Origin of the sequence: Diaphorobacter sp. JS3051, assembly GCF_015832135.1 — a bacterium.
GTDB lineage: Bacteria > Pseudomonadota > Gammaproteobacteria > Burkholderiales > Burkholderiaceae_C > Diaphorobacter > Diaphorobacter nitroreducens.
Window position 1 is genome coordinate 1210381 of sequence record NZ_CP065406.1, and the last position, 23476, is coordinate 1233856.

Consider the following 23476-nt stretch of genomic DNA (forward strand, 5'->3'; position numbering starts at 1 on the left):
GGGCGGCTGCACACCCCGGTGCATGCCAGCCCCCTTCCAAGCATTCATCTGCTGTGAGCGCCCCTTTGCGCCCCCCTGCGCAAGGGCGGGATATGCACGCTCCGGCAAACCAACACAGGATATTGAACATGACGGGTCGTCGACTTCCCCTTTTCTCCGTGATCGCAAGCGTGGCTGCCGTCGCAGCACTCGGTCTGCCAACGATGGCATCTGCCGGCTACTGGCACCCTGCCAACAACGAAGCGGGCGTGGTCGTTCACCCCGAGCACTTCAAGAGTGATCGGACCCGTGAGCAAGTCAGGGCAGAAACCGAGACCGCAGTGCGACAGGACCGCCTGTCCTATGGGGAAAGCAGCGTTCCGGAACCGGCACCCTCAACGACTTCGACCAGGACCCGCCAGCAGGTGATCGATGAGATGCGCAACGAAACATCGGCACAACACAGGCAACGCCCATCGCTGTACCCGGCGGGCTGATGGGAAACACAACGCCCGCACGACGCGGGCGTTGCGTCTTCCGTACCGAAGGGCTTCAACCCAGGTACAGGTGGTTGGAGTGCTTGACCTCTTCCATCACCGCGTAGGTGCGCGTCTCGCGCACGCCGGGCAACTGCCACAACACGGCGCCGGCGAACTGGCGGTAGGCATTCATATCGGCGCAGCGCGTCTTGAGCAGGTAGTCGAAACCGCCGGCCACCATGTGGCATTCCATGACCTCGGGATGCACCTGCACCGCGGCCTTGAACTGGTCGAACACGTTGGGCGTGGTGCGGTCCAGCAGCACCTCCACGAACACCAGCATGCCCGCGCCCAGCTTGAGGGGATTGAGCCGCGCCTCATACCCCAGGATGTAGCCTTCGCGCGTGAGCCGCTGCACCCGCGCGAGCACGGCAGTGGGCGACAGCGCCACGGTCTCTGCCAGCTTGAGGTTGGAGATGCGCCCATCGTCTTGCAGGATCTTCAATATCCTGCGATCGATGCGATCCAGATCAGTGGGAAATTGGCCGGTCATTGAGCAAAAATTCGGTGGTGCTTGCCGATTTTAGTGATTCATTCGCCATTCACCCAAGGATGATGCGACCCCATGACAAACGCCGCCCCCCACGCCGCCCACTTTTCCCCTCGCCCCCGCGACACCGACCCGCTGCGCCTGGCGGTCACCCAGGCTTGCCGTCCGCCCGAGCCTGAGGCACTGGCGCCGCTGCTGGCGCAGGCGCGCCTGCCCGCTGCCATGGCGCAGGACATCCAGGCGCGCGCCCTGCGCCTGGCGCAAGGGCTGCGCCAGCGCGAACATGCCAGCGGGCGGTCCGGCCTGGTACAGGGGCTGCTGCAGCAGTTCGCGCTGTCCTCGCAAGAAGGCGTGGCGCTGATGTGCCTGGCCGAAGCGCTGCTGCGCATTCCCGACGCGGCCACGCGCGACGCGCTGATCCGCGACAAGATCGGTACGGGCGACTGGGCCGCGCACCTGGGCAAGAGCCCGTCGCTGTTCGTCAATGCGGCCACCTGGGGCCTGCTGCTCACCGGACGGCTGGTGACCACGCACAGCGAAGGGGGCTTGAAGGATGCGCTACGCCGCATCACCGCACGCGGGGGAGAGCCGCTGATCCGCAAGGGCGTGGACGTCGCCATGCGCATGATGGGCGAGCAGTTCGTCACCGGCGAGACCATCGAACAGGCGCTGGGCAAGGCGCGCACCCTGGAGGCACGGGGCTTTCGCTATTCCTATGACATGCTGGGCGAGGCCGCGCTCACGGGGCACGACGCCGATCGCTACATGCAGTCCTATGTGGATGCCATCCACGCCATCGGCCGCGCCAGCGCGGGCCGCGGCGTGTACGAGGGGCCCGGCATTTCCATCAAGCTCAGCGCGCTGCACCCGCGCTACGCCCGCGCGCAGTGGCAGCGCGTGATGGACGAGCTGTACCCGCGCGTGCTGCAACTGGCGGAACTGGCGCGCGGCTACGACATCGGCCTGAACATCGACGCCGAAGAGGCCGACCGGCTGGAACTGTCGCTGGACCTGCTGGAGCGCCTGTGCCATGCGCCGTCCCTCGCGGGCTTCAAGGGCATCGGCTTCGTGATCCAGGCCTACCAAAAGCGCTGCCCGCGCGTGATCGACTACTGCATCGATCTGGCGCGCCGCAGCGGCCACCGCCTGATGATCCGGCTGGTCAAGGGCGCGTACTGGGACAGCGAGATCAAGCGCGCCCAGGTCGATGGCCTGGCGGACTACCCCGTGTACACGCGCAAGGCGCACACCGATATTTCCTACATCGCCTGCGCACGCAAGCTGCTGGGCGCACCCGACGCGGTGTACCCCCAGTTCGCCACGCACAACGCGCAGACGCTGGCCACCATCTATGAGCTGGCGGGCCCCGCGGACTATCGCCCCGGCCAGTACGAGTTCCAGTGCCTGCACGGCATGGGCGAGCCGCTGTACGAGCAGGTGGTGCCCGAGCGCCCCTGCCGCATCTACGCCCCGGTGGGTACGCATGAAACGCTGCTGGCGTACCTGGTGCGCCGCCTGCTGGAAAACGGCGCCAACACCTCGTTCGTGAACCGCGTGGCCGACGCCACGCTGCCGCTGGAGGCGCTGATCGACAACCCCGTGGACACGGTGGATGCCGAGGCCCGCGCCGAAGGCGGCGCCGGCCTGCCGCACCCGCGCATCGCGCTGCCCCCGCAGCTCTACGGCCCGGCGCGTGCCAATTCGCAGGGCCTGGACCTGGCGGCCGAGCCCACGCTGCAGTGCGTGGCCGACGCGCTGGCCGCCAGCGCCGCCACGCCGCTGGAAGCCACACCCCTCATCGCCGCCGGCGCTCCCGCCGGCCCGCGCGTCCCCGTGCGCAACCCTGCCGATGCCACCGATATGGTCGGGCAGGTGCAAGAAGCCACCACCGCCGATGTGGACGCCGCGCTGCGGGCTGCCGCCGCGGCGCAGCCCGCCTGGGCTGCCACGCCACCCGCAGAACGTGCACGGCTGCTGCGCGCCGCGGCCGATGGGCTGGAACGCGATATGCCTGCCCTGCTGGCCCTGCTGATGCGCGAAGCCGGCAAGACCTGCGCCAACGCCGTGGCCGAGGTGCGCGAGGCGGTGGACTTCCTGCGCTATTACGCGGCGCAGGTGGATGGGCACTTCGACAACGCCACCCACCCGCCGCTGGGGCCGGTCACCTGCATCAGCCCCTGGAACTTCCCGCTGGCCATCTTCATGGGGCAGGTGGCCGCCGCACTGGCCGCGGGCAACGTGGTGCTGGCCAAGCCGGCGGAGCAGACGCCCCTCATTGCCTGCCAGGCCGTGCGCCTGCTGCACCAGGCCGGCGTGCCCGCCGCCGCCGTGCAGCTGCTGCCCGGCCGCGGCGAGACGGTGGGCGCAGCGCTGGTGGGCGACGCGCGCGTGATGGGCGTGATGTTCACCGGCTCCACCGAGGTGGCGCGGCTGCTGCAGCGCAGCCTGGCCGCACGGCTGGACGCCAGCGGCCGGCCCATTCCGCTGATCGCAGAGACCGGTGGACAGAACGCATTGATCGTGGACTCCTCCGCCCTGCTGGAGCAGGTGGTCGCGGACGTGCTCACCTCGGCCTTCGACAGCGCGGGCCAGCGCTGCTCCGCCCTGCGCGTGCTGTGCGTGCAGCGCGACTGCGCGGACCGGCTGCTGGAGATGCTGCGCGGCGCCATGCAGGAACTGCGCATGGGCAACCCCACGCAACTGGCGGTGGACGTAGGCCCGGTGATCGACGAGGAGGCGCGCGCCACGATCGCGCGCCACATCGAGCGCCTGCGCGCCAGCGGCCGGCCGGTGTTCCAAAGCCATGCCGGTGGGCAGGGCACGGCGCATGGCACCTTCGTGCCGCCCACGCTGATCGAGCTGAACACCATCACCGAGCTGGAGCGCGAGGTCTTCGGCCCCGTGCTGCACGTGGTGCGCTACGAGCGCGGCGAGCTGGACGCGCTGCTCGCGCAGATCAGCGCCACGGGCTACGGCCTCACCCAGGGCCTGCACACCCGCATCGACGAAACCGTGGCCCAGGTGCTGGCCCACAGCACGGCCGGCAACGTCTATGTGAACCGCAACATGGTGGGCGCCGTGGTCGGCGTGCAACCTTTCGGCGGCGAGGGCCTGTCGGGCACGGGCCCCAAGGCAGGCGGCCCGCTGTATCTGTTGCGCCTGCTGTCGCGCCACCCGGCCAACGCCACGCACGGCGCGCTGGCGGCGACGGCCGTGCAGGTGCCCGACGCCAGCGCACAGCCCGCGCTGCTCGCTCCGCTGTCGGCGCTGGAGCACTGGGCCCAGGCGCAGGGCAACGCAGCGCTGGCACAGGCCTGCGCGGCCCAGGCGCAGGCCAGTTGCGCGGGCCTGGCCTGCACCCTGCCCGGCCCCACCGGCGAGCGCAACACCTATCGGCTGCTGCCGCGCGAACGCGTGCTGTGCCTGGCCGATACGGACGAGGCGCTGCTGCTGCAGTTGAGCGCGGTGCTGGCCGCGGGCGCGCTTGCGCTCTGGCCGCAGGACGCGCAGGCCCTGTGCGCCACGCTGCCGAGCGAGGTGCAGGCGCGCATCGCCCTGGTGTCCGACTGGCGCGGCGATGGCATGGGCTACGACGCCGTGCTGCACAGCGGCAGCCCGGAAACGCGCCGCGTGGAATGCCAGCGCGTGGCCCTGCGCCCCGGCCCCATCGTGGGCGTGACGGCGGTGGACGGCCCCGCCGACGCGCTGCAGGCAACCTTGCGCCTGTTGCTGGAGCGCGCGGTCAGCATCAACACCACGGCGGCAGGCGGCAATGCCAGCCTGATGACCATGGCGTGATGCCAGAGTAAATTGGCCTCTAGCGCCTATCCATCAAGCGCCAACAGCTATATAAACAATAGCAATCAATCCGCCAGCGGCCACTCGCCCAGCACCTCGTAAGGGCCGGGCGAGCCGCGCAGGTTGTGCAGCAGCACGAAGCGGCGCACCGTCCATTCCAGCGGCGGCACGGGTTGCTCAGGCACGGCCTGACGGCTGTAGCACAGCGTCATGTGCGGGGTGATGTGCGGTGCGTGGGGCACGCCGTCCAGCCCCCGCACCTGCGACCACAGCGCCGTGTGCAGCGCCTCATACAAGGCGATGAAACCCTGCTGCCCGTCGGCGGGGCCGCAGAGCACGCAGGGCCGCTTGGCCTGCGGCGCGCGGCGAAAGCTCAACACCCGATCGAACCGCAGCGAGAACGCCCTCGCCCGCACCTGCTGCGCCGCGTCGCGCGCCCACTGCAGATGCCGGGGCGACAGCGCAGGCTCCCACCCCAGCGACAGCAGCGTGGCGTGCAGGCGCTGCGCGCGCACCTGCGCCTGCAGGTCGTGCCGCGCAATCAGCGTCTGCGCCAGATCGGCCGCAGCCTGCGCCGCTCCGGGCTCGGGCAGCACGGCAAAGAAAAGATGGTGGTTGGGGCGTGGCGCATCGGGCTCCACGCCGGCGAGCGGCAGTTGGTGAGCGTCCATGCGCCCCACTGTAGCGCCGCCCCTGGCCCTTGTGGGTAACAGGCACTCCGCCGGCGCGGGCAATAACCGATATTTTTAATCGGAATGGCGGCAATTGAGGCATATCGCCTCACCGCCCATTCATCGGCAATTTTCGGATTTTGGTACCCAGGATGGCATTCGTATCCCCAAGCCCAGAAGGCTGACTTCCCGCGGGGCCCGGAACCCGCACGTATGGCCGTTTGCGGCCGCTCCACATTCCATACGCAATTGCTCGGGATTATTTAATATTTCATTAATTTTCAATTAATAAACTAAAAAAGTTTAACCAAAACAATCCAAGAAGAATATCAACAAAGTCATTTGACGTTAATCAAACAGATAATCAGGATGCGAGGAGAATAATGCATCTACGCAGTAAATATTCAAAGTATTTATGTCAAAAAGTCCCCCCTCCCCCACCGCCTGCGCCGCGCCGCAACCCGGCAAGCGCACCTTCCTGCAAGAACTCGTCGGCCTGGCCACCGCCTTTGGCCTGGCCGGCGCCAGCCAGGCCGCCACACCCTTCGCGCCGGGCCAGCCGCCGCGCCGCCCCGGCATGGAGGGCAAGCGCTTCGGCATGCTGGTGGATCTGCGCAAGTGCATCGGCTGCCAAGCCTGCACGGTGAGCTGCTCGGTGGAAAACCAGCCGCCCATCGGCCAGTTCCGCACCACGGTGCTGCAGTACGAGATCGACAAGGATGACGGCAGCGCGCCCGCCATGGTCAGCCTGCCGCGCCTGTGCAACCACTGCGACGAGCCGCCCTGCGTGCCCGTGTGCCCGGTGCAGGCCACCTTCCAGCGCACCGACGGCATCGTGCTGGTGGACAACGAGCGCTGCGTGGGCTGCGGCTACTGCGTGCAGGCCTGCCCGTACGACGCGCGCTTCATCAACCACGAGACGCAGACCGCCGACAAGTGCACCTTCTGCGAGCACCGCCTGGAGGCCGGCCTGCTGCCGGCCTGCGTGGAGAGCTGCGTGGGCGGCGCGCGCGTGATCGGCTCGCCTGGAGGCCGGCCTGCTGCCGGCCTGCGTGGAGAGCTGCGTGGGCGGCGCGCGCGTGATCGGCGACCTGAACGACCAGGGCAGCGAGATCAACCGCCGCATGGCTGAGCACAAGGAAGACCTCAAGGTGCTCAAGCCCGGCATGAACACCGCGCCGCGCGTGTACTACATCGGCCTGCCCGATGCGTTCGTCAACGGCGTGGACGGCCAGGCCAGCGTGCGCCTGCTGTCCGACCACTGAACCCCAAGGAGCGCACCATGCAAATCATCGAACTCCTGACCCCGCACTACGAGGCTGCCTGGCTGCCCTGGGCCGTGCAGTACTTCTTTCTGGTCGGCGTGGCCACCGGCGCCGCCATCCTGGCCGCGCTGTGCGCCTGGGGCAAAGACGGCGGCACGCTGCAGCGCCTGCTGCCCGCGGCCGTGCTGACGCTGGCCGTCAGCAGCATTGCGGCCCCCGTGTCGCTGCTGGCCGACCTGCACCAGCCCGCGCGCTTCTGGCACTTCTATGCGCACTTCACGCCCTGGTCGTGGATGTCGGTCGGCGCGCTGCTGCTGCCGGTGTTCGTCACGCTCAGCGTGGCCATGTGCGCCGCCTGGTGGCTGGGCAAGACCGGCTGGATGCGCCTGCTGGCGCCGCTGCTCGTGCTCTCGGCGCTCACCATTTCGGTCTATACCGGCGCCGAGATGATGGTGGTGCGCTCGCGCCCGCTGTGGAACACCCTGTGGGTGCCCGTCAACCTGGCACTGACAGGCTGGCTGGCCACCGTGGGCGCGGCCTTCGTGCTGGAGCGCTTCCTGCCCGCCGCGCTGCGCCCTGGCGCTGAAGCGCTGCAGACGCTGCGCGGCATGGGCCTGGCGCTGGCCGGCGCGCTGCTGGTGGTGGCGCTGGCCTGGGCCGCGAGCGGCTTGGGCGGCGACAGCCCCTCGTTCAACGCCGCGCTGCGTTTGTGGAACGACTTCCCCGTGTGGCGCCTGACGATGGTCGGCTCGGCCGTCGGTGGCGCCGCCGTGCTGGGGGCGCTGCTGCGCGGGCGCCACCGCCTGCATGCCAAGGGCTACACGCTGGTGCTGGGCCTGGGTCTGGCGGCCGCCGCCTGGGCTTTCCGCTGGGCGCTGTTCATGGGCGTGCAGGGCGTGCCCAAGTTCGGCGCCGGCCTGTACCTGTACCACATGCCTCTGGGCGGCGACGGGCTGCTGGGCATGGTGGGTGTGGCAGGCCTGTGCGTGGCACTGGTCGGGCTGGCGAGCTGGGCGCTGGAGCTGTTCCCGGCCCGCAAGGCACCCACGGCCACTGCCGCCTGAAATTCATAGACAAATCGGCCTTTAACGCAATATCAGCAAGCGCGAGCAGCTATCAATACTGAAGTGATACCCGCTGGCGCTGCCCTTGAAGGTACAGACCATGACTGACAAGAAACCGCATTCCTCTCCCGAGACCGAGGCCCACCCCGACGCCAACCGCCGCCGCCTGCTGCTGCGCGGCGGCGCGGTGGCCGGTGGCCTGGCGGCCTTTGCCGCCGGCTACGGCGAAACCGTGGCCAAGGGCGCCAAGGGGCTGGTGACCGGCACGTCCGGCACCGCCACCAAGAGCGCCACGCGCGGCAACTCGCTCACGCCCGAGTTCCGCATCGACCCCGTGACCGGCCAGCTCACCACCCAGCCGGGCCAGGTGGTCAGCCCCAGCAGCTGCCTGGGCTGCTGGACGCAGTGCGGCGTGCGCGTGCGCGTGGATACCGAGCACAACAAGATCATCCGCATCGCCGGCAACCCCTACCACCCGCTGGCCACCACGCACCACGCGCCCATGGAAACGCCCGTGCGCGAGGTGTACGCCCTGCTGGGCGGCGACAACGGCCTGGAAGGCCGCGCCACCAGCTGCGCACGTGGCTCTGCCATGCTGGAGCACCAGACCGCTGCCCACCGCGTGCTCACCCCGCTCAAGCGCGTGGGCCCGCGCGGCTCCGGCCAGTGGAAAAGCATCTCGCTGGAACAGCTGGTCAAGGAAATCTGCGAGGGCGGCGACCTGTTCGGCGAAGGCCACGTGGACGGCCTGGCCGCCATCCGCGACGTGCAAACGCTGATCGACCCCGAGAACCCCGAGTACGGCCCCAAGGCCAACCAGCTGCTGGTGACCGATGCCTCGAACGAAGGCCGCACGCCGCTCATCAACCGCTTTGCGCGCCAGTCCTTCGGCACGGTGAACGTGTCCAACCACGGCGCCTACTGCGGCCAGACCTACCGCGTGGGCACGGCGGCGGCCCTGGGCAACATCCCCGGCATGCCGCACGGCAAGCCGGATTGGAAGAACTCGCGCTTCGGCCTGTTCCTGGGCACGGCGCCGGCGCAGTCGGGCAACCCGTTCCAGCGCATGGGGCGCGAGCTGGCCGAGGCCCGCTCGCGCGACGACAACACCTACCGCTACGTGGTGGTGTCGCCCGTGCTGCCCATGTCGTCCAGCCACGCGGCCGGCGACAACAACCGCTGGCTGCCCATCAAGCCCGCCACCGACCTGGCGCTGGCCATGGCGCTGATCCGCTGGATCATCGACAACGAGCGCTACGACGCCAAGTACCTCACCCAGCCCGGCCCGGCCGCCATGGCCGCCGCGGGCGAGGCGAGCTGGAGCAACGCCACCCACCTGCTCATCAACGACCCCAAGCACCCGCGCTACGGCCAGTTCCTGCGCGGCGCCGACCTGGGCCTGCCCATGCCCGAGCCGGTGGACGAGAAAACCCCGGCCGAAGACGTGTACGTGGTGCAGGTGGCCGATGGCAAGGGCGGCTTCAAGCTGGTGCCCCACACCGTGGCCGAGCCGGCCGAGCTGGTGGTGGAGCGCGAATTCACGCCCCTGAAGGCCGCGGGCGCCACCGAGGAGCCCGCGCCGATCGCCGTGTGCACATCGTTCGTCAAGCTGCGCGAGGAAGCGCGCCGCAAGACGCTGCAGGAATACTCCGACCTGTGCGGCGTGCCGGTGAAAGAGATTGAAGACCTGGCGCGCGAATTCACCAGCCACGGCAAGCAGGCCGTGGCCAACTCGCACGGCGGCACCATGAGCGGCGCGGGCTTCTACACCGCCTACGCCATCGCCATGCTGAACAACCTGATCGGCAACCTGAACGTCAAGGGCGGCTGGGTGCTGGACGCTGGCCCGTTCGGCCCCTTCGGCCCCGGCCCGCGCTACAACTTCGCGCAGTTCGAGGGCGCGGTCAAAGCCACGGGCGTGGCGCTGTCGCGCACGCGCTTTCCGTACGAGAAGACCAGCGAGTTCAAGCGCAAGAAAGAAGCCGGCCAGAACCCCTACCCCGCCAAGGCACCGTGGTACCCGGCGCCCGGGGGCCTGAGTAGCGAAATGCTGGCCGCCGGCCTGCTGGGCTACCCCTACCCGGTGAAGGCGTGGATCAACCACATGAGCAACCCGGTGTATGCCATCTGCGGCTTTGAGAACACGCTGGTCAGCGCCCTCAAAGACCCGAAGAAGCTGCCGCTGTTCGTCTCGGTCGATCCGTTCATCAACGAGACCTCGGCCCTGGCCGACTACATCGTGCCCGACACCGTCACGTACGAAAGCTGGGGCATCGGCGCCCCCTGGGCCGATGTGATCGCCAAGAGCAGCACCGTGCGCTGGCCCACCGTGGAGGCCGCCACCGCCAAGACCGCCGACGGCAAGCCGGTGAGCTTTGAGAGCTTCGTCTTCGCCGTGGCCAAGCAGCTGCAGCTGCCCGGCTTTGGCAAGGGCGCGATGAGCACCAAGGACGGCGAGCCGCTCGACCTGGAAAGCGCCGAAGACTTCTACCTGCGCGGCATGTGCAACATCGCCTACCAGGCCGGCAAGCCCGTGCCCGAAGCCAGCGACGACGACATAGCCCTCACCGGCGTCACCCGCTGGATGCCCGAGGTGGAAAAGCGCCTCAAGCCCGAGGAAGTGCGCCGCGTGGCCATGGTGATGAGCCGCGGCGGGCGCTTCGACAAGATCGAAGACGCCTGGAAGGGCGAGCAGATCAAGGCCGCCTACAAGTTCCCCGTGCAGCTGTGGCACGAAGGCCTGGCCAAGATGCGCCACTCCATGACCGGCGAGCGCTACGTGGGCTGCCCCACCTGGTTCCCCACCCGCTTTGCCGACGGCAGCAGCATGCGCGAGCGCTTCACCGAGCAGGACTGGCCGCTGACCATGAGCAGCTACAAGTCCAACCTGATGAGCAGCATGTCGATTGCCGCCAGCCGTCTGCGCCAGGTGCACCCGCACAACCCCATCAGCCTGAACAAGGAGGATGCGGCCAAGCTCGGCATCGCCAACGGCGACCGCATCGAGGTCAGCACCCCCGGCGCCAAGCTGCAGGGCGTGGCCCTGGTGCGCAGCGGCATCGCCCAGGGCACCCTGGCCATCGAATACGGCTACGGCCACAAGCAGCTGGGCGCCGCAGTCCACACCGTGGACGGCAAGCCCATGCCCCACAACCCGCAGCACGGCAACGGCGTGAACCTGAACACGCTGGGCTTTGCCGACCCCACCCGGCCCGCCAAGGACAACGTGTGGGTCGACTGGGTGTCGGGGGCGGTGGTGCGGCAGGGGTTGCCGGTGAAGGTGCGGAAGGTGTGATGCCTGCCGGGTGCTGAGCACCGGGCGCTTGCGGGTGCGGGTGCGCTGAATGGAAAAGCCCATCGCAATTGCGATGGGTTTTTTTTTATCAGCGGCGGCTTTTGACCTATTGCAGACTTTCGCTTGGCCTCCATCGCACCGCTAAAGCAGTCGCTCAACGCTCAGGTTAAATGGCACCGGAGCTAGAGTCTAAGAGCATCCAAAATGGCCATAAAAATACCGAAGGCATGGTCAATTTTAGCGTCTGCGTTGAACCGAAAGTTAGCACTAGTGCCGTCTCTTGTTTCCCCTATGAAGTCGATGTTTTCCGCGCCGTTGTGGCTCAGCTTCGATTAATGTTGCAAACTTTTTCCCTACATCCAAAGCTTTGGCAATTCCGGGATTGATAATGAGAGAGCCTGTCGTTTTAACCTGAGGGGCGATGTTGTTTGCAGACCGCTCCCTGTAAGACCAATGGTAGTACGTTTCCCCGCTGCCTTCTACCGCCTCAGAATAGCCAATTACATTTACATCATAGAATAGCTGCAAAAGAGATTCGGCATCTCTTAGATATTCTGTTGCGTAAAATTTTTCGCCGTTAGCCCAACTCTTGAATTTTAGAAATGCTTCAGAGAATGCATCAAATTTAAAGCTTTGCTTACCGTTAAGGAACTGAAAAAATTTTAAATATTTTGGAAAATCCTCACTGTGCATGTAAAACGCAGTGTAGTTCCTAACCTCACCAAGTAAATAATCAGAAAACTCGCGACTAACGGCAGGGTCACCTGCTATTGACTCATGAAATTGAACTTGATCTTTAGATTTTCCGCGGCCTGAACTCTTTTTTGTGATCCTGATATATGTAAGTATATCCCGGGGCTTATGAAATGAAATTTTCAGCAGCCTTTTGAATATGTACCCCCGGTTTTGCGGAGTGAAGTAATAGTACTCCCAAGCTTCACTGGGCTCGACCTTAAATGATTGTTGCGCAGAAAAGTAGCGGCCACTCAGTTCAAATAGAGGGGATTCAGCATATTCCTTTTCTGTTGTGGCCCAATCAAGAAAAACGCAGTTATCTTGGAGGCGTGAGTTTGAGTTATAAAGGTTGAGGGCATGAAATACATCAGGTCGAATGAGCAGTACTATTTTAATTCTTCCCTTGCTATCCCGAATTCCGCTAAAAAATTCTGTGTTGAGTTGCCAAACCGCCTCACCCAGCCCCTTCACACATTCAATGTATTCTTGATATTGAATCGACTCGGGGCGGTAGTCAATTCCGTCAATGAATAGTATGTGATCATCAGATAATTTAAGGGACGAGAGTGCCTCTTTGAATGAATTTTCTGTTTCAAGCAGGTGATGCCTTAGGATAGATTTTTTTTCAGTTTTTTGATTTTTTAACCCCCCCGCAAATCCACCAACCTTCTCAGCTTCCAGTTTTGCATTAAGCGCCTCGCTGCTTACTGCCTCGAATGCGCTTTCAACCTCGGGATTGAGAGCATTCTTTGACCAGCGCTGTATCTCCTTCTCCACTTTACTGAATTTTCCGGTAAAAAAGTGAAGTGGGTTTTTCGATTTTTCGACTAGCATTCTCCCCACGACAAACAGCAGCATTGAGCGCCAAATGTTCGCATAGTCACTATATGCCAGCTTGCCCTGACGCTTTAACTCCACGAAACGCCGGTATTGCGTTTCCGTCATGGTTGTTAGTTTGCAACGATGATCGTTGGTCTTGTGGGTCTCTAGGTATGTGGCATATGCGGTTTTGCCTGATCCCTTTTCTCCCATAAGGAAAAATACTTGAGGCTCAAGTATTTTTGTTAGCGCATCGGTTTGTAGAAAAATTCTTTGAAAGAACTCTCGTTGCGTTCGACTGCGATAATTGACTGCGTCGTTATAAGGCTCGCGCAATTGAGAGAGTGGCAGCCAGTTCTTTTGTTGATTCATTAATGCTTCTCTTTTTAATGAAGACTAACGTATTGCAGGAAGATCGTTAACGATCCGCACACCTCGCCCACGACATCGCCAACGCCGGTAAACTGGAACCACCGTTGAACGGCCCCAGAATTGCCAAGCGGTCCTAAGCAGTCTTTAGATTCGACTTTTCATATGGCGTGGTGTCTTGGTCTTTGCACTTCGCGCCGAAGCCCTCAGCATGTGAGCCAGTGGCGTGCCTATCGGAATGATGTTTGCTGGTTTGGAGCGAGTATGGCGTACCCTGTAGAAGGAAATGATCCCAGTATTGGGGTACAGGCACTGGCGTTAACCCTGCATTGCACGAACGCCCGCCAGGGTCAACTCCATTTTCCCCAAGCGGGCTCTGGCAATGGACCGCTACTGGCCGCAAGCTGCCCCCACAGCCTTTGAAGCGCAGTCTTTGCTCAGTGCTTCCAGCGCATTTCACTGAAAAATCAGCCTTCCCTTCAAGCCGGCGCGGGGAATCAAATCCTCCGAATTTATCAGCTAAATTGGCCGCTACGGCGCTTTAGGCAAGCGCTAGCAGCTACCTCATTCATAGCATCCAGCGCGCTTCGGTATCACGGGCTCGCATGCTGCCCCCCATCCGAACCAAACCCCTCACCCCACCTGCCACCACTGTGGCAACAACGCGCGCACCTCTGCACGCTGAAAGCGGTCGTCCATCAGCACCACCACGCCCCGGTCCTGTTCGGTGCGGATCACGCGGCCGGCGGCCTGCACCACCTTGCGCAGGCCGGGGTACAGGTAGGTGCAGGCATAGCCCTGGCCGGGGCCCATCACCTCGTCCAGCGCACATTGCATGGCGTGGTTCACCGCGTTCACCTGCGGCAGGCCCAGCGTGGCGATGAAGGCGCCGATGAGGCGGGTGCCCGGCAGGTCCACGCCTTCGGCAAAGGCGCCGCCCAGCACGGCCAGGCCCACGCCCTGGCCGCCTTCGGTGAAGCGGGCGAGGAAGGCGGCGCGGCTGGCGTCGTCCATCTCGCGCGTTTGCTGCCATTGGGGCACCTGCGGGTGGCGCTGGGCGAGGGTGGCGGCCACGCGCTGCAGGTAGTCGAAGCTGCTGGCAAAGCACAGGTAGTTGCCGGGCTGGTGCGCGTACTGCGCGGCCACCAGATCGGCGATGGGGGCGAGCGAGGCCTCGCGGTCGCGCCAGCGGGTGGAGATGTGCGGGACCACGCGCACCTGCAGCTGGTGGGCGGCAAAGGGGGCGGCCACGTCCAGCCAGGCGGTGTCGGGCGGCAGGCCCAGCAGGTCGCGGTAGAACTGCGGCGGGCTGAGCGTGCCCGAGAACAGCACCGTGGCCTGCGCCGCCGCGTGGCGCGCGGCCAGGTGCGGTGCGGGCATGACGTTGCGGATGCACAGCGTGGTGGCGGGTGTGCGGGCCCGGCCGCTGCGGCTGCGGGGTGGCGTGGCGGTGTGCTGCAGGTCGAACAGCGCATGCGGGCCGAACTGCTCGGCCAGGGCCTGGAAGTGCAGCAGCGACCAATAGAACGCCAGCACCGCGTCGCCCGGCGGCAGGGGTTGGTCGGCCTGGGCCTCGGCCATGGCGCCCACGGCACGCTGCACCGCGCCCAGCAGCGCGGGCGGTACGGTGGCGTGGGCCTGGTAGGTGGGCGTGGCGGCGATGGGGCGCGCGGGTGCGGTGGCGCCGGTGTGCAGTACGCCGGGTGCGCCCGGCGTGTCAGCGTCTTCTACGCTCTGGCCCACGGTCTTGTTCAGCGCGTTCCACTGACGGTGCAGGGCGTCGAGCGCCTTCTTGACGGGACCGGTGGCGGCCTGCCGTGCGGCGGCCAGCTCGAAGGGCGAGAGCGGCGCGGTGTACATGCTGCGTGCGCGCTCCAGCAGGTTGTGGGCCTCGTCCACCAGCACGGCCACGCGCCAGCCCTGCTGCTGCGTGAGGGCGTAGAGCATGGCGGCGCTGTCGTAGTAGTAGTGGTAGTCGGCCACCACCACGTCGGCCCAGCGCACCAGCTCCTGCGACAGGTAGTAGGGGCAGATGCCGTGCTGCAGCGCCACGCCGCGCACGGCGGGCGCATCCCAAGGCGCGGGCTGCTGCACGGCGGCGGCGCGGGCGGCGGGCAGCCGGTCAAAGAAGCCGCGCGCCAGCGGGCAGGCATCGCCATGGCAGGCGCTGCCGGGGTGTTCGCAGGTCTTGTCGCGCGCGTGCAAATCCAGCACGCGCAGCGGCGTGCCGGGCGCGTGGGGTGCCAGCGCGCCCTGCAACTGGGCCAGCGCGTGCAGCGCCAAGCCGTGGCCCGTGCCCTTGGCGGTGAGGAAAAACAGCTTGTCCAGGCCGCTGGGCAAGCGTGGCGCGCTCTCTTTTTTGACGGTTTCAGTGTCCCCGTTGGGCACCGCATCGGCGGCGGCGCCGGATGCGGCAGCGGCCAGAGCCGGCCCGCCCTGCCCTGGCGTGGTGATCGCCGGGGGCACCGTGGCCGGGGGCGCCATAGCCGGGGGCGCCATAGCCTTGAGCAGCGGGAACAGCGTGCCCAGGGTCTTGCCGATGCCGGTGGGCGCCTGGGCCAGCAGGCAACGCCCGGCGGGGGCGCTGGCACCCTCTGCGTTGGGGTGTGCGGTGCGGTACACGGCCACGGCCAGCCCGCGCTGCCCGGCGCGAAACGCGGGCAGAGGAAAGCGCAGCCGCGCCAGGGCGGCGTTGCGCTGCTGGCGGTGCGCGGCCTCGCTGTGCGCCCAGGCCAGATAGCGCTGGCACTGCGTGGCAAAGAACGCCTGCAGCGCGGCGGCGGTGTGTTCCTGCACCAGCACGGTCTCGGCATGGGTGGTGGCGTGCACGTAGACCAGCGCGAGCTTGAGCCCCGCCAGCCCGCGCGCCTGGCACAGCAGGTGGCCGTACACCTGGGCCTGGGCCCAGTGCAGCGCGCGGTGGTGGGGGCGCACGCTGTCCAGCGTGCCGCGGTAGGTCTTGATTTCTTCGAGCTGCCCCAGCGCCGCGTTCCAGCCATCGGCACGGCCGCACACCGTCAGGTGGTCGTACGTGCCGGTCAGCGGCACCTCGGCCTCGTAGCCTGCGCCGCGGCGCTGCTGCACCGCGCGGTGGCCTTCCATGCCTTCGAGTGCGCTGGGGGCGGGGGTGAAGCGCAGGTCCAGGTCGCCCGTGCGGGCCGTGAACTCGCACAGCGCGCGCACGGCCACCACCTGGGGGCGCGGGGCGGCCGTCATGCCGGGTCGCACCACTGCACGTGGCACACCTGCACCGGAATGCCCTGCGCCACGCAGTACGCCAGCCAGCGGATCTGGTTGTCCTGCAGCTTGTCGCCGGGGGCCTTCACCTCCACCAGCGCATAGCGCTCGGCCCCGGGCGGGCGGCCAGGCCAGAAGCGCACCAGGTCGGGCAGGCCGGTGCGATTGGCCTGCACGTCGCACAGCAGCCGGGCAAACAGCCGCTCCAGGTGCGCGGGCGGAATGCAGTCCAGCGCCAGCGCCAGCAGTTCGGCGCTCAACGCGCCCCAGGCCACGAAGGGCGACTGGGTGCCGTGCTTCTCTTCAAAGCGCTGCAGGATGGTGGCGCGGTAGCGGCCGTCATGCAGCTCGGCCAGGCAGGCGTTGAACAAGGCCTGGCGGCGCGCCACGAAGTCGGGCGCGGCCAGGTCGGCCGGGCCACTCTGGAACGGGTGGAAGAACGCGCCCGGCAACGGCGCAAAGATGGCCGGCCAGCACAGCAGGCCGAACAGCGCGTTGACGAGCGTGTTCTCCACATAAAACACCGGCGCCTCGGCGCAATGCCAGCGCGCGCGCAGCGCGTGCTCCACCGACTGGGGCGGCGTGGGCGCGGGCAGTTCCACGTCCATGCGCAGCGCAGCCACGGCCGGGGCCAGTGCCGGCCGGCGCGGCCCGCCGCCCTGCCCCAGGCTGCGGCGCAGGCGCGGCAGCATGCGCGCCACGCGCTGGTGTTCTTCTTCACTTTCAGGAGCAGCCAGCGCTTGACTGGCAAGGGCTAGAGCCTGATCGGAGCATTGCATGCGCTCCAGCACGCGGATCTGGCGGTGGCGCGCACCGGGGGCGCGGCTGGCGGCGTAGGCCTGGGCGGCCAGCGGCCAGTCGCGCGCGCGCTCGCAGGCCTGGCCCACGCGCAGCAGGACCCGCGCGCGGCGCTGCTCCAGCCATGGCGTGGCGCTGTGCGCGGCGGCCAGTGCCTGCAGCAGCGCAGCGGCATCGGCGCCCTCCGCGTCCAGCGCCTGGCGGCAGGCGCTGAGGGCGAGGTAGGTGTCCACATCGGCCTGATGCTGGAAGGCGCGCGAGGCAGCGTCCAGCGGCACGGCCTCGTAGCGGAACACGCCCAGGTCGGCCAGCACGAACTCCGCCCAGCTCTGGTGCAGGTTGCCGAAGAACATGAGCCGCAGCCGCTCGCAGCGCGCGCCCACCGTCACCTGCCACACGGGCTCGTCGGCATGCGGGTGCCAGGCGGCGTAGGGCTGCCGCAGGTCAGCGCGGTCGGCCAGGGCCTGCAGCATCTCGGCCTTGCGCATGGTGGGGTGCAGCGCAGTGCCCTGCAAAATCTGTAGCAGCTCGCGCTTGGTGTGCAAGGCAAACAGCTCCAAAAGACCCAGGGGCGCATCGGCGCAAAGCCAGCCCCGCGACAGCAGCGGCGCGGCGGCGTCTCGCGTGTCAGGAATCTCGTCATAGGCCAGCTTGCTCGCGCGAAACCACGGCCCGCGCCGCATCACCATGCGCACCAGCAGGGCCTGTGCGGCCTGGGGCAGTTGCCGAAAGTCGGTGAGGAACTGCAGGTCGTCCACACCGAGCAGGTCGCCATAGCGCGTGTGCAGCCAGTCCAGCGCACGCTGGAAGTTGTGCAGGTAGTAAAAGCGGTGCGGTGCGGGCGCAGGGCCGGGCTGCGGCATACAAAAGACTGTGCGTTTATAAGGGGTATCTATTTAGCTCCAGTGACGTGAGAATAGCTGGATGGAAACCCAGATGCTAACGCCAACTCCTGGAGGGGACTACCCCCGCACCTGGAACGAATTTCTTGACTGGTTTGCCACCGAAGAGGCTTGCCAGGCGTTCCTGGAGAAGCTTCGGTGGCCCCAAGGCTTCGTCTGCCCGCGTTGCGGCAACGCTGGCGATGTGTACCGCGCCAGCCGCACCCGCCTGATGTGTCGGGCTTGCCAGTACCAGGGAACAGTGACCTCCGGGACCATCTTTGACAAGACCCGAACGCCACTGCGGGTGTGGTTGGCAGCTGCCTGGTATCTGACCAATCAGAAGCAAGGCGTGAGCGCTTTGGGGCTGCAGCGCGTTCTGGGCTTGGGCAGTTACCAGACAGCCTGGACCATGCTGCACCGGTTTCGACGCGCCATGGTTCGACCAGGCAGGGACAAGCTCAAGGGGCTTGTCGAGGTGGATGAAACCTACCTGTCCATCACGGACCGCAAAAAACCCATCACCCCTGTAGGGCGCAAGAGCAGCACCACCAAAGTGTTGGTGGCCATGGCAGTGGAGGTCGTGGAGCCCAAGGGGTTTGGACGCATCCGGCTGCGTCGCATAGCCCGAGACTCCGCCTCCTACGTCGTTCCCTTTGTTCAGGAGGTGGTCGAGCCCGGGGCCCATGTACGCACGGACGGCTCAGCAGCCTACCGCGCGCTGGAAGAGCTGGGATACACCCACCAGCGCACCGTCATGCTGGGTTCAGGTGTGCCAGCCCATGTGTCGATGGCGGGAGTGCATCGGGTGGCCTCGTTGGTGCAGCGCTGGGTGCTGGGGACGCATCACGGGTCCGTGCAGCCCGAGCACCTGGACGCCTATCTCGATGAATTCGTGTTCCGCTTTAACCGGCGAACCTCGAACTCGCGGGGGATGCTGTTTTATCGCTTGCTGCAGCAAGCGGTGGTCACGCCGCCGGTGACTTATGCGGATGTGGTGAGCAAGAAGACAGACGAGCGGGAGTCAGATACCATTGCTGGATAAAAACACAGCATCAGGGGTGACGCTGGAGCTAAGTGGATACCCCTTGCGTTTATACAGTCAATGATACCGGCGCAGCGGGTGCGCCGTTAATGTGGGGATAACGCGCCGTTCCTAGAATGCGGGCTTTTGCCAAGCGGGCCGCATGCACATCCTGATCGTCGAAGACAACGCGCTGGTGGCCAGCGGCATCCAGGCCGGGCTGGAGTTGCACGGCTTCACCAGCGACACCGCGGGCAGCGTGGCGCAGGCGCAGGCCCACATGACTAGTCGCCAGTTCGATGCCTGCGTGCTGGACTTAGGCCTGCCCGATGGCGACGGCATCAGCCTGCTGCGCCAGTGGCGCGGCAAGGGGTTGGCGCTGCCGGTGCTGATCCTTACCGCGCGCAGCACCATCGAGGACAAGGTGGCCGGCTTTCAGACCGGCACCGACGACTACCTGACCAAACCCTTCGACCTGCAGGAGCTGGTGCTGCGCCTGCGCGCCCTGCTGCGCCGCGCGGGCGGGCGCACCAGCGACCTGCTGGCGCTGGGCGACTGCCAGGTCAACATGGCCACCGGCGAAGTCACGCGCAACGGCGTGGCGATAGATATCTCGCGCCGCGAGTGGGCTTTGCTGCAGGCCCTGCTGCAGGCGCATGGGCGCGTGCTGAGCGCGGCGCAGCTGCATGACAGCCTGTACGGCCTGGACCAGGACGTGGGCAGCAACACCGTGAACGTGCATGTGCACCATCTGCGCAAGAAGCTGGGCGCCGATGTGATCGACACCGTGCGCGGCCTGGGCTTTCGGCTGGGCGCGCGCTACTGCGGCGGTGCGGCATGACGGCACGACCGGTGCAAAGCCTGCGGGTTCGGCTGGTGCTGGGCCTGAGCCTGACCATTTGCCTGGTCTGGAGCGGCGTGGCGATCTGGCAGTTCACCAACATGCAGCGCGAGCTGCGCACGCTGCTGGACGACCGTCTCATCGCATCGGCCCGGATGGTGGTGGGCATCGTGCAGCAGTTCCAGCAGGCCGAGCTGGCGGCAGCGCCGCGCGCCAGCAACGATGCGCTCCTGTCGGTCATTGGCCGCGATGGTGTGGCCTGCGAGGTGAGCCTGGTGCGCAGCGAAGTGGACATCCTGCCCATCGCGCGCACCAACAACATCCCGGACATGGCCTCTGCCGGCAACGCGGGCTTTGGCCAGATCACCAAGGGCGGCAAGCAGTGGCGCACCTATGTGCTGGAGGACAAGGGCGTGCGCGTGGCCACCGCCGACCGGCTGGATGTGCGTGACCAATTGGTGCAGACCTTCGTGCGCACGCTGGTGCTGCCCTTCGTGCTGGCGCTTGCCGTCATCCTGCTGCTGACCTGGTGGATGGGCACGCGCAGCCTGCGCCCGCTGCAGCGCCTGCGCGAGGAGCTGGTGCAGCGCCCACCCCACGACCCCACGCCCGTGCAGTCGGGCCGCGACGTCAAGGAACTGGCCCCGCTGGTGGACAGCCTGAACCAGTTGCTGGCGCGCATGGATGCCAGCATGGAACACGAGCGCCGCTGGACCGCCGACGCGGCGCATGAGCTGCGCACGCCGCTCACCGCCATCAAGACCCATGTGCAGGTGGCGCAGCTGACACTTGCCGCGGGCAACAACAACGCCAGCCCCGACAAGGCCGCCAACGCACTGCGCCAAGCGGGCGAAGGCATCGACCACATGCACGCCACGCTGGAGCAACTGCTGCAGCTTGCACGCGTGGAAAGCGCCAGCGCGGGAGAGGCGCGCGCCACCGTGGGCACCGGCATCGCGCAGGCCTTCCGCCTGGCCTGCAGCCAGTCCCTGCAGCGTGCCGAGAACGAGGGCATTCAGTTGCCCTCCCCACCGCTGGACGCGGCAGAAATACCCGCCGACCCGGCAGCCTGGCAGGCAATACAGCTACCGCTGCCCCCCGCGCTGCTGGCCTGCGCCATCACCAACCTGATCGACAACGCGCTGCGCCATCACCAGGGCCCCGCCCCTGTGAGTGCCACGCTGCGCTGGCAAGCCGATGATGCCGGCCCGGGCACGGTGGAAGTCTGTGTGCGCGACGAAGGCCCCGGCCTGACCCCTGCGGAGTGCGAGCAAGCGCTGCGGCGTTTCTGGCGCAAGTCCAGCACCTCGCCCGGCAGCGGCCTGGGCCTGACGATCGTGCGCCGCATCGCCGAAAGCGCCCATGGCACGCTGACGCTGGAACCGGCCGAGCCCGGCCTGCGGGCGCGGCTGTGCCTTCCGGCGCTGGCAGTGACCTCTTCGGCGGCAAGGGACTGACGCCGCCGTGGACCGCGTACTGCACCTGGGCCCACTGGTCCTGCCGTGGATGTTGCTGGTGCTCCTGGGCGCCTGGCAGTTGGGCACGATGGTGCATGAGCGACTGGCCGCACGGCGTGGCCTGACGGGCGGCCCGCATGGCTGGCGGCTGCCCCTGGTCGCACTGATCGCGGCGCGGCTGGGCTTTGTGCTGCGCTATGCGGATCTGTATGCCAGCGCGCCGGTGGCTGTGCTCGACATCCGCGACGGCGGGTGGTCGCCCTGGGCGGGCCTGGGCGCCGCGCTGCTCTATGTCGCGCTGCTGTGGCTGCGCCGCAGCCCATGGCGGCAGAGCGCCACGGCAGGGCTGGCCACATTCGCCGGAGTATGGCTGCTGGGTTGGGGCGTGCTGCAGGCTACGGCACCGCGCGAGCAGGCCGCCCTGCCCTCATGGCAAGGCGTGGCGCTGGATGCGCGCACGGTCGCCCTGCCAGAACTGAAGGGGCAGCCCGTGGTGGTGAACCTGTGGGCCAGTTGGTGCCCACCCTGCCGGCGCGAGATGCCCGTCATGCTGCAGGCGCGCGAGGCCCAGTCGCCCCAGTCACAGGTGCGTTTTCTGTGGGTGAACCAGGGGGAGCCTCCCGAGACAGTCGCCCGGTTTGCTGCGCAGCAGCGCCTGCCGGCCGCCGATGTGCTGCTGGACTCAGCGGGCCAGCTGGGTAGCGCGCTGGGCCACAAAGCCCTGCCCACCACCCTGTTCTATGACCGCCAGGGCCGTCTGGCCGCGGTGCGCGTGGGCGAGCTGTCGGCTGCCACGCTGGCCCAACACCTCGCGCTCATCAGCGGCCACTCCGCCCCTTAGCAACGCGGCCGCTGGCGCAAAGAGGTGCGCCGCCGGCATCACGACATGCCCTGCGGCGCGCCAGCCCCTTTCAGGAACGCATTGATGGGCAGCTGGATATAGGTACGCCCGTCGTCCTGCGCGGGCGGCAGCTTGCCGGCGCGCACATTGACCTGCACCGAAGGCAGGATGAGCGTGGGCATCGCCAGTGTGGCGTCCCGCGCGGTGCGCATCTGCACGAACGCGGCCTCGGTCACGCCCTCGTGCACATGGATGTTGCCGCTGCGTTGCTCTGCCACGGTGCTGACCCAGGCGGGTGCGCGGTTCTCGGGCGGATAGTCGTGGCACATGTGCAGTCGGGTGTGCGCGGGCAGCGCCAGCAGGCGCTGGATGGAGCGGTACAGCGTGGCGGCGTCACCGCCCGGGAAGTCCGCGCGGGCCGTACCCACGTCGGGCATGAACAGCGTGTCGCCCACGAACACGTCGTCGCCCACGCGGTAGGCCATGTCGGCAGGCGTGTGGCCCGGCACATGCAGCGCCGTCAGCTCCAGGCCGCCAACATGGAAGGTCTCGCCGACCTCGAACAGGTGGTCGAACTGGCTGCCGTCGGGCAGGAAGCTGCGCTCGAAATGGAACACGCTGCGAAAGAGCTGCTGCACCGCGCGGATGTGCGCGCCGATGGCGACCTTGCCGCCGAGGTGGTGGCGTATGTGCTGCGCGCCCGAGAGATGGTCGGCGTGTGCGTGGGTTTCCAGGATCCACTGCACCTGCCAGCCCTGGCGGCGCACGTATTCAATGATGCGGTCCGATGAGGCGCTGGTCAGCGTGCCGGACTTCGGCTCGAAATCCAGCACGGGGTCGATCACGGCCGCTTGGCCGGCGTCGGTGTCTGCGAGCACATAGCTCACGGTGCCCGTCACGGGGTCGAAGAAGGGCTCGATATGCATGGAGGCGTGGGGCATGAAGGTCCTTTCGCAATGAAGACGGAAGTGCCGAAGCAGCACCACCAGCCAACAACAATTTATTTTTTGATATATTATATGAAAACATATTGTTTTGCACCTCCATCATGATTGACGACGCCACGACCCTGGACCTGCCCGCCATGCGCGCCCATGCGGGCGAAGCCGTGACCATGCTCAAGCTGCTGGGCAACGAAGACCGGCTCATGCTGCTGTGCCAGCTGACCGAAGGCGAGCGCACCGTGGGCGAGCTGGAGCAGCTCACCGGCATCGGCCAGCCCACGCTGTCACAGCAGTTGGGCGTATTGCGCCGCGACGGGCTGGTGCAAACCCGCCGTGAAGGCAAATTCATCTGGTACCAACTGGCGGACGACCGCGCACTGCAGCTGATGCAGGCCATCCATCGCCTTTTCTGCAAGCAAGGAGCTTGAT

General features: G+C 66.7%; 15 protein-coding genes and 1 pseudogene. 10 read left to right on the top strand and 6 right to left on the bottom strand.

All coding sequences use genetic code 11. The features are described 5' to 3' along the window. Positions 1 to 128: 128 nt before the first annotated feature. Positions 129 to 476 (top strand): DUF4148 domain-containing protein, encoded by a 348-nt coding sequence (locus tag I3K84_RS05740; RefSeq protein ID WP_172206684.1) that lies wholly within the window; start codon positions 129 to 131, stop codon positions 474 to 476. A 55-nt stretch (positions 477 to 531) separates the two neighbouring features. Here the strand turns inward: I3K84_RS05740 and I3K84_RS05745 are convergent, their stop codons facing one another. After that, positions 532 to 1011, bottom strand: coding sequence for an Lrp/AsnC ligand binding domain-containing protein (locus tag I3K84_RS05745; protein ID WP_011805624.1), 480 nt, complete (start codon positions 1009 to 1011; stop codon positions 532 to 534). A gap of 72 nt (positions 1012 to 1083) precedes the next feature. Here I3K84_RS05745 and putA point away from each other — a divergent pair, with 72 nt between their 5' ends. Beyond that, positions 1084 to 4806 carry a trifunctional transcriptional regulator/proline dehydrogenase/L-glutamate gamma-semialdehyde dehydrogenase gene (gene putA, locus I3K84_RS05750; RefSeq protein ID WP_196995681.1) on the top strand — a complete coding sequence of 1241 codons (3723 nt, stop codon included), beginning with the start codon at positions 1084 to 1086 and terminating at the stop codon, positions 4804 to 4806. A gap of 65 nt (positions 4807 to 4871) precedes the next feature. Here the strand turns inward: putA and I3K84_RS05755 are convergent, their stop codons facing one another. Further along, positions 4872 to 5477: a 2'-5' RNA ligase family protein gene (locus I3K84_RS05755; RefSeq protein WP_196995682.1), complete on the bottom strand. Its 606-nt coding sequence runs from the start codon at positions 5475 to 5477 to the stop codon at positions 4872 to 4874. 415 nt (positions 5478 to 5892) lie between these two features. Here I3K84_RS05755 and I3K84_RS05760 point away from each other — a divergent pair. The 3 genes and pseudogenes from I3K84_RS05760 to I3K84_RS05770 all read left to right on the top strand — a co-directional run bounded on the left by I3K84_RS05760 (position 5893) and on the right by I3K84_RS05770 (position 11101). After that, positions 5893 to 6742 (top strand): annotated as a pseudogene (locus I3K84_RS05760) (4Fe-4S dicluster domain-containing protein). 17 nt (positions 6743 to 6759) lie between these two features. After that, the gene (gene nrfD / locus I3K84_RS05765; protein WP_196995683.1) at positions 6760 to 7806 is read left to right on the top strand and encodes an NrfD/PsrC family molybdoenzyme membrane anchor subunit; all 1047 of its coding nucleotides are present in this window, start codon (positions 6760 to 6762) and stop codon (positions 7804 to 7806) included. Between the two features lie 100 nt (positions 7807 to 7906). Then, on the top strand, positions 7907 to 11101 hold the full coding sequence (locus I3K84_RS05770; protein WP_196995684.1) for a tetrathionate reductase subunit A: 3195 nt from the start codon (positions 7907 to 7909) through the stop codon (positions 11099 to 11101). A 267-nt stretch (positions 11102 to 11368) separates the two neighbouring features. On the opposite strand, the gene I3K84_RS05775 is transcribed toward I3K84_RS05770, so the two are convergent. From I3K84_RS05775 to I3K84_RS05785, 3 genes are all read right to left on the bottom strand, one after another. Further along, entirely contained in the window at positions 11369 to 13027 is a 1659-nt protein-coding gene (locus I3K84_RS05775) for a P-loop ATPase, Sll1717 family (RefSeq protein WP_196995685.1), read from the bottom strand. A gap of 630 nt (positions 13028 to 13657) precedes the next feature. After that, the gene (locus I3K84_RS05780) at positions 13658 to 16240 is read right to left on the bottom strand and encodes a helicase C-terminal domain-containing protein (protein ID WP_196995686.1); all 2583 of its coding nucleotides are present in this window, start codon (positions 16238 to 16240) and stop codon (positions 13658 to 13660) included. Continuing rightward, on the bottom strand, positions 16237 to 17922 hold the full coding sequence (locus I3K84_RS05785; protein WP_196995687.1) for a VRR-NUC domain-containing protein: 1686 nt from the start codon (positions 17920 to 17922) through the stop codon (positions 16237 to 16239). The genes I3K84_RS05780 and I3K84_RS05785 overlap by 4 nt, the downstream gene beginning before the upstream one ends. Positions 17923 to 17983: 61 nt before the next feature. Between I3K84_RS05785 and I3K84_RS05790 the strand changes: the two genes are divergently transcribed. The 4 genes from I3K84_RS05790 to I3K84_RS05805 all read left to right on the top strand — a co-directional run bounded on the left by I3K84_RS05790 (position 17984) and on the right by I3K84_RS05805 (position 22103). After that, positions 17984 to 18985: an IS1595 family transposase gene (locus I3K84_RS05790; protein WP_196995252.1), complete on the top strand. Its 1002-nt coding sequence runs from the start codon at positions 17984 to 17986 to the stop codon at positions 18983 to 18985. A 142-nt stretch (positions 18986 to 19127) separates the two neighbouring features. Beyond that, positions 19128 to 19805 (top strand): response regulator, encoded by a 678-nt coding sequence (locus I3K84_RS05795; protein WP_103737567.1) that lies wholly within the window; start codon positions 19128 to 19130, stop codon positions 19803 to 19805. Continuing rightward, positions 19802 to 21262, top strand: coding sequence for an ATP-binding protein (locus I3K84_RS05800; RefSeq protein WP_196995688.1), 1461 nt, complete (start codon positions 19802 to 19804; stop codon positions 21260 to 21262). Before I3K84_RS05795 ends, I3K84_RS05800 begins: the two co-directional genes overlap by 4 nt. A 7-nt stretch (positions 21263 to 21269) precedes the next feature. Continuing rightward, positions 21270 to 22103: a TlpA disulfide reductase family protein gene (locus I3K84_RS05805; RefSeq protein WP_011805638.1), complete on the top strand. Its 834-nt coding sequence runs from the start codon at positions 21270 to 21272 to the stop codon at positions 22101 to 22103. Positions 22104 to 22141: 38 nt separating this feature from the next. On the opposite strand, the gene I3K84_RS05810 is transcribed toward I3K84_RS05805, so the two are convergent. Beyond that, positions 22142 to 23044 carry an MBL fold metallo-hydrolase gene (locus tag I3K84_RS05810; protein WP_172206672.1) on the bottom strand — a complete coding sequence of 301 codons (903 nt, stop codon included), beginning with the start codon at positions 23042 to 23044 and terminating at the stop codon, positions 22142 to 22144. Positions 23045 to 23151: 107 nt separating this feature from the next. Here I3K84_RS05810 and I3K84_RS05815 point away from each other — a divergent pair, with 107 nt between their 5' ends. Further along, positions 23152 to 23475 carry a metalloregulator ArsR/SmtB family transcription factor gene (locus I3K84_RS05815; RefSeq protein WP_047349308.1) on the top strand — a complete coding sequence of 108 codons (324 nt, stop codon included), beginning with the start codon at positions 23152 to 23154 and terminating at the stop codon, positions 23473 to 23475. Position 23476: the final 1 nt, after the last annotated feature.